At 72.9% G+C, this 6,667-nt stretch carries 6 protein-coding genes; 2 read left to right on the forward strand and 4 right to left on the reverse strand.

Annotated elements, in window-relative coordinates; translation table 11 throughout:
- Positions 1 to 568: DUF7168 domain-containing protein (locus tag L2I40_RS16520; protein ID WP_237216293.1), on the reverse strand; the 568-nt coding region annotated here is incomplete at its 3' end.
- Between the two features lie 63 nt (positions 569 to 631).
- Between L2I40_RS16520 and L2I40_RS16525 the strand changes: the two genes are divergently transcribed.
- Positions 632 to 1,825, forward strand: coding sequence for a 3-hydroxybenzoate 6-monooxygenase (locus tag L2I40_RS16525; protein WP_237216294.1), 1,194 nt, complete (start codon positions 632 to 634; stop codon positions 1,823 to 1,825).
- Between the two features lie 4 nt (positions 1,826 to 1,829).
- Here L2I40_RS16525 and L2I40_RS16530 read toward each other — a convergent pair whose 3' ends face one another.
- Genes L2I40_RS16530 through ppsR form a run of 3 tightly spaced genes read right to left on the reverse strand, consistent with a single transcriptional unit; the run spans position 1,830 to position 5,996 of the window.
- Positions 1,830 to 2,426 carry a biliverdin-producing heme oxygenase gene (locus L2I40_RS16530; protein ID WP_237216295.1) on the reverse strand — a complete coding sequence of 199 codons (597 nt, stop codon included), beginning with the start codon at positions 2,424 to 2,426 and terminating at the stop codon, positions 1,830 to 1,832.
- On the reverse strand, positions 2,419 to 4,641 hold the full coding sequence (locus tag L2I40_RS16535; protein ID WP_237216296.1) for a GAF domain-containing protein: 2,223 nt from the start codon (positions 4,639 to 4,641) through the stop codon (positions 2,419 to 2,421). Before L2I40_RS16535 ends, L2I40_RS16530 begins: the two co-directional genes overlap by 8 nt.
- Positions 4,638 to 5,996, reverse strand: a complete 1,359-nt coding sequence (ppsR, locus tag L2I40_RS16540; RefSeq protein WP_237216297.1) for a transcriptional regulator PpsR — start codon at positions 5,994 to 5,996, stop codon at positions 4,638 to 4,640. Before ppsR ends, L2I40_RS16535 begins: the two co-directional genes overlap by 4 nt.
- A 235-nt stretch (positions 5,997 to 6,231) precedes the next feature.
- On the opposite strand from ppsR, the gene L2I40_RS16545 reads away from it, so the two are divergent.
- Positions 6,232 to 6,667, forward strand: a 436-nt coding sequence (locus L2I40_RS16545; RefSeq protein WP_237216298.1) for an NAD(P)-binding protein, incomplete at its 3' end; no start/stop codon positions are given.

Here is a 6,667-nt window from a genome sequence, read left to right on the forward strand (position 1 = left end):
CCTGCCGCGCGGCCTCGGCCTGCGCCGCCTGCTCGGTCGCGCGGCGATGGCTGCCGAGCTCCTCGAGCCGCGCCGCGACGCGGTCGGCGAAGCCGATGCGGAAGCTGCGGAGCGCCGCCTGGGCCTTGGCCGAGGCAGGCTTCCGCCCGCCCGGCGCGACGCGCGCCGCATAGTCGGCGCTGGCGCGGTACTGCGTCTCCTCCCAGGCGAGCGCCGTGGCGACGACATGCATCAGATACTCGGCCATCTGCACATCGGGCTCGAGGCCGAAGATCACGTAGTCGGCGCGGCCGACGGTCCAGCCGCGGCATTCGGTGAAGCGGAGCAACGCCGGGAACAGCCAGCCCATCGCCTGCCGCCGCGGATCGTCGAAGACGATGACGCGCTGGATGCAGGCCTCCTCGCGCAGCTCAACCTCGGACATCGACAGGCCATAGACCTCGAGCAGCTCGCCCACCTTGGCGGCGGCCGCCATCGCCTCGGCCTCGGAACAGCCGCGCTCCACCGTACGCGCCGCCAGCGCGCGGATGCGCGCCTTGACCTTCGCGAGTTCGCTCTCGTGCCCCATGCCCGCCCATATACGCAGCCCGGCCGCGATTGACAGCACGCAGCGCCGCGCGAGGATCGCGGCATGGGACGCGATCCGATCATCGTCGCCGGCGGCGGCATCGGCGGCCTCGCGGCCGCGCTCGGCCTGGCCCGCGCCGGCTTCGCGGTGCAGGTGCTGGAGAAGGCGCAGCGCCTGGGCGAGGTCGGCGCCGGCATCCAGCTCGGGCCCAACGCCTTCCACTGCTTCGATGCGCTCGGCATCGGCGACGTCGCGCGCGGCATGGCGATCACCGTGGACCGGCTGCGGCTGATGGACGCGCTCACCGCCGAGGAGATCTGCCACATCGACCTCGGCGAGGCGTTTCGCGCCCGCTTCGGCAATCCCTATGGCGTGGTGCATCGCGGCGACCTGCACGGCGTCTTCCTCAAGGCCTGCGAGGCGCATCCGCGCATCGCGCTGCGCACCGGCGCCGAGGTGGCACGCTACGACCAGGACGGCGCGGCGGTGACGGCGTTCCTGGCGGATGGCGAGGCGGTGCGCGGCGCCGCGCTGATCGGCGCGGACGGGCTCTGGTCGAACATAAGGCGCCAGCTGGTAGGCGACGGGCCGCCGCGCGTCTCGGGCCACACCACCTACCGCAGCGTGATCCCGACCGAGCAGATGCCGGAGGATCTGCGCTGGAACGCGGCCACGCTCTGGGCCGGGCCGAAGTGCCACATCGTCCACTACCCGCTGCAGGGCTGGAAGACCTTCAACCTCGTCGTCACCTACCACAACGACGCGCCGGAGCCGGTCGCCGGCAAGCCGGCGTCGGAGGAGGAGGTACTGGCCGGCTTCCACCACGTGCATCCGACCGCGCAGTCCATCATCCGGCATGGCCGCGACTGGAAGCTCTGGGTGCTGTGCGACCGCGAGCCGGTGGAGCGCTGGACGGCAGGCCGCGTCGCGCTGCTCGGCGACGCCGCGCATCCGATGCTGCAATACATGGCGCAGGGCGCCTGCATGGCGATGGAGGATGCGGTCTGCCTCGCCCACGAGATGGCGGCGCATGACGGCGACGTCGCCCGCGCCCTGCCGGCCTACAACGCGCGGCGCAGCCTTCGCACCGCGCGGGTGCAGCTGACCTCGCGCGCGATCGGCGAGCATGTCTATCACCCGGCCGGCGCGCATGCCGCTCTGCGCAACGCGGTGATGCGCGCCAAGTCGCAGGCCGAATGGCGCGACACGCTCGCCTGGCTCTATGGCGGCGACGGGTTGGAGGCTGGGCCCGCCTGACCGATCAGGCCAGGGCCTCGGCCGCCGTGAACCACGCTTCGAAGGCCGCGAAGGTGTCGAGGGCGCCCTGGATCATCCGCGCGCGCGCCTCGGCCTCGGCGCCGCAGCGCTCGATCGCGGCGCAGCAGGTGCGCCACATCTCGCCATGCCGCTCGCCATGGCCGAGCAGGAAGCGCCGCCCGTCCATGCCGGGCGGCAGGAGGCCGTCGAGCGCACGCGCAAGATGCCGCCCGCCGAGCGTCGATCCCTCCGCGACATAGAGCGCGCCGAGGGCCGCGGCCGTGGTGTCGTAGCGCGGCAAAGGCGCGGGTTCCGCCTCTGACGTCACGCCAAGCCAGGCGAGGTCGGCGCGCAGCAGGTGGGAGCGCCGGCGCGCAGCGAGATCGACGCCGAGCGATGCCAGATCGGGCGCCTCGGCCAGCCGCGCCTCGAGCGCGGCGTGGAAGCCGAGCTTGCGGCGGAGCAGCGCGGCATAGGCCGCACGCGTGATGCGGCCTTCGGCCAGCGCCTCGAAGACGGGTATGGCGTGCAGGCGGAGATGCACGGCCTCTGTCGCGCCCCGCAGCGCCGCGCGCGCGGAGACGGCGAAGCCATCAGGCATCGTCCCAGGGCTGCGGCTTCTCGGCGCCGAGCTGCCGCGCCAGCATCTCCAGCACCTCGGTGGTGCGGGCCACGGAGGCGCGCACGCTTTCCAGCATCTCCGGCATGCGGCCGACCTCGACGCCCTCGGCGATCTCGAGCGCGGCGAGCTGCGCGTTCTCGACGAGCGACGCGAGGATGCCCTGGAAGACCATGTCGGCGTGGCGGTCGAGCCATCCCGCCCGCGTCCGGTGGCTCTCGGCGATCACGTCCTGGAAGCGCCGTCGCGCGGCATCGGCCGCCTTGCGCTCGCCGAGGTCGTTGAACAGCAGCACGAAGCCGAGAATGCGGTCCGGCGAGGAGAAGACCGGGTCGGCGCGCACAAGCATCGGCCGGCCGGCTTCCGCATCGTCGTCGGCCAGCCGCAGCTCGCCGCTCCAGGACTGGCGGTTCTCCACCAACTCGTGCAGCCGCCGGCGGATCTCGGCGGGATGGGCGAAGAAGGGCGCGAGTTCCTCGATGCGCCGTGGTCGCGCGCCGCGCAGGCCGGGCAGCAGGCGGTCGAAGGCGTCGTTGACGAGGGCGATGGCGCCGCGCGCATCGCAGATCAGCACCGGCTGTTCGGACACGGCGACCTGCCGGCGCACCTGGGCCAGCTGGTCCTCGGCGATCAGCAGCCGGACGGAGCGGAACTGGATGACGACATCGGCGACGGAATCGCCGATGAGGCGCGCGGTCGCGACGTCCTTCGCCGACCAGGGCTCGGCGCTGCCCTCGACCAGCTGGTGCCACTTCGCGAAGGAGCGGCGCGGCGCGAGGGTGCGGAGCCCGTCCTCGCTGATCTCGACCGGCTTGGTCGGATCGCCGCCCCAGATCAGCGTGCGCTGCTGCTCCGGCCGCATCCACACCAGATACTCGCCGGACGAGGCCGAGATCGGCACCGCCAGGATGCCCGCCGCCACCGGCGTGATGGCGTCGAGGCCGGGCGCCTCCTGCCGCAGCGAATGGGTCTGGACAAGGCCGCGCGGCTGCGCGTCGAGCCAGTCGCCGAGGGCGCGAAGATGCGGCGTCGCCGGAACCTCGCCCAGCGTCTGCACCTGGCCTTCGAACAGCAGCACCGCGCCGGTCGCACCGAGCGGGTGCAGCAGCGTCGCGGGGCTGTCGAACAGCGCCGCGCGCCAGTCGCCCTCGCGCGAGATCGCCTCGACCAGCCGCTGCTCCAGGCGGCGCACGGACAGCTCGGCCTGCGCCTGCACGAAGGATTCCAGCGCGGCGATGCGGGTGCCGAGCGCCTCGGCCAGCAGCTCCGCCGCGGCGCGCACGGCCAGCGGCGGGCGGCGCGGTGTCTCGTGATGGCATGCGACGAGGCCCCAGAGCCGCCCGCCGACCATCACGGAGGCGACCATGGTGGCGCCGACACCCATGTTCTTCAGGTACTGGACGTGCATCGGCGACACGCTGCGGAGCATGGACAGCGACAGGTCGAGCTCGTCGCCGGTCAGCGGATTGAGTCGCGGCTCGAGCATCACCGGCTCGTAGTGCACGTCGGCGACGACGCGCAGGCGGTTCTTCTCGTAGAGGCGGCGCGCGACCTGTGGAATGTCCGAGGCCGGATAGCGGTTGCCGAGATAGGATTCGAGATCGGCGCGGCGCTGCTCGGCGAAGACCTCGCCATGGCCTTCGTCCGCGAAGCGATAGACCATGACGCGGTCGTGGCCGCCGATGTCGCGGAAGACCCGCGCCGCCTCCTCGCAGAGCTGGCGCAGCGCATAGCAGGAGAGGAACGCCTGCAGCGCGGTCTCCACGCGCCGCGCGATGTCGTGCGGTGGCTGGGCCGGCTCGAGCTCCACCATCAGGCCGCCGCCCGCCGGCCGGTGCAGCATCGCGTCGAAGGCGCGGCCTTCCGCGCCGGCGGTGACGCGCATGGTGGTCAGGCCGGCGTCGAGCGCCTCGAGCGTGCGGGGCAGGACGGCCGCAGCGAGATCGCCGCCGAGATCGCGAAGCCGCTGCCCGAGGACCGCGTCGAGACCCAGAAGGGCGGCTGCGTTGGCGCTGGCCTGGATCACGACATGGTCCGGCTCGCGCACCAGCAGCAGCAGGCCATGCGGCTGGATCGAGCCGGCCAGGTGGATCCGCTCGCGCTCGCAATTCGCCAGGTCGGCTTCGCCGAAGGCGGGCTCCGCCTCGACGCCGAAGGCGGGCTCCGCCGGCCCGGGGGCGGGCCCCGGCTCGCTCATCCCGCGAGCTCCTCTTCGGCCTCGCGCGATTCGTGCAGGCCGTAGCGCTCGAGCTTGGCGTAGAGGCTCTGCCGGCTCAGGCCGAGCGCGTCGGCGGCCGCGGTGCGGTTGCCGTTCGCCTCCTGCAGCGCCTGCTCGATGCAGGCGCGCTCCACCACCGCGGCGGTGTTGCGCACGAGCACGGGCAGCGGCAGGCGGCCCATCTCGCTCAGCACCTCGGCCAGCGCGCCGTGCAGCGCGTCGTCCACGGCCGGCCGCGGCGCGGCGCGGCGCGTCACGTCGCGGACCAGGAAGCCCATGGCGAGCGGCCCGCCCTTGCTGCTGGCACTGGCCGAGATCTCGACCATCGCTTCGCTGCCGAGGATGCCGGTGATGGTGGTGGTGAAGAGCCGCACCTCGCCGTGCTCGCGCAGCGTCCGGATGAGGACCGACGCGTCCTGGCCGGGGGTGGCGAGCCAGCGGCCGAGCGGCTCGCCGAGCACGGCGCCTTCGGTCGCGCATTGCACGAGTTCGAGGAAGGCGCGGTTGGCGCGTCGGACGCGGCCGTCGGCGTCCGCGACGACGAAGGCGTCGGGCAGCGCTTCGAGCAGCTCGTCGGTGCGCGGCGGCACGGCACGCGGCAGCCCGCGGCCGGGCTCGTTGGCGCCGGGCGCGAGCTGGATCAGGAACACCGGGCCCGTCTCGCGCGCCATCAGCGAGACGCGGAGCAGCCAGGGCCGGTCGGTCGCGCCGAGATGCAGCAGCACGCCCGGGGTGCGGCCGTGCTCGCGCGCCCGCGCGAGGAGCTCCTGGAAGGCAGCCCGGTCGCGCAACGCGACTTCCTGCCCGAAATCCCAGCCGGGCGCGAAGCCGAGCTCGCGGATCGCGACCGGGTTGGCCTCGATGATGCGCAGATCGGCGGCGGAGATCACCAGCACCGCCTCGGACGAGGCGTCGAAGAGCAGTCGCGAGCGCATCTCGATCTCGCGCAGCTTCCAGTAGTCCTGCTCGCGCGCCTGCTGCGCCGCAACGAGGCGGCTCTGCAGCTCCTGCACCGCGAGAAGGCTCTTGCCCACGGCGATGATGCCGTCGCGGCTGCCGAGGCGGACGGTGGTGTACTCGATCGGAAGCTCGAGGCCGGAGGGGAAGCGCTGCGTCACCTGGAGGAAGGCGGAGATGCCCCGATCGCGCGCATCCTCGACAAGGCGGCGGACCTGCTCGGAGGCAGTGTCGCCGACCGTCTCGGTCCAATGGCGGCCGACCCAGCCCTCCAACCCTTCCTTGGCGATGCTGGAAGATACGGACGCGTCACGGATGATCCCGTCCCAATCCAGGACGAGCGTGACATCGGGTTGGGTGATCGCGACGCGCGTCATGCGGAACGTCCCCGGTCTCACAGCCGGACCGCTGCGGACCCTTTTCGGGCGCGACGGTCCTTCCTTCCTCGCTTCCATCTGATGCGACACAGCCCTGGCGTCAATAAGGAATGACGCCTGGCGGCGAGGGATATGCCAGCCTGTGATGACAGCGGCACAATTCTTGTCGGACCCCGCACGGCGCACGTGTGTCAGGCGCGCTTGACACAACCGCACCGCGCCGCCTTCATGGGCCATGGCCCTTCGGACCCGGCCAGTGGTGGTGATCGGCGCCGGCATGGGCGGCCTCGTCGCGGCGGCGCTGCTCGCCGCGCGCGGCCGCGACGTGCTGGTGCTGGAACGCGCCGCGCGGCCGGGCGGGAAGATCCGGGAGGTCGAAGCGGGCGGCGCCATGGTCGGGGCCGGCCCGGCCCTACTTACCATGCGCGACGTGTTCGAAGGCATCTTCGCCGAGGCCGGCGGCAGCCTGTCCGCCAGCCTGACCCTGCGGCCGGAGACGATGCTCGGCCGCCATGCCTGGGTGGATGGTGCCCGGCTCGACCTGCCGGTCGAGGCAGACGCGGCGGAAGCGGCGGTCGGCGCCTTCGGCGGCGCCGCCGCGGCACGCGGCTACCGCGCCTTCCGCGAACGGGCGCGGCGCATCCACGACGCGTTGGAAGGGCCGTATCTGC

This window comes from Falsiroseomonas oryziterrae (assembly GCF_021864505.1).
GTDB classification, from domain to species: Bacteria; Pseudomonadota; Alphaproteobacteria; order Acetobacterales; family Acetobacteraceae; genus Falsiroseomonas; species Falsiroseomonas oryziterrae.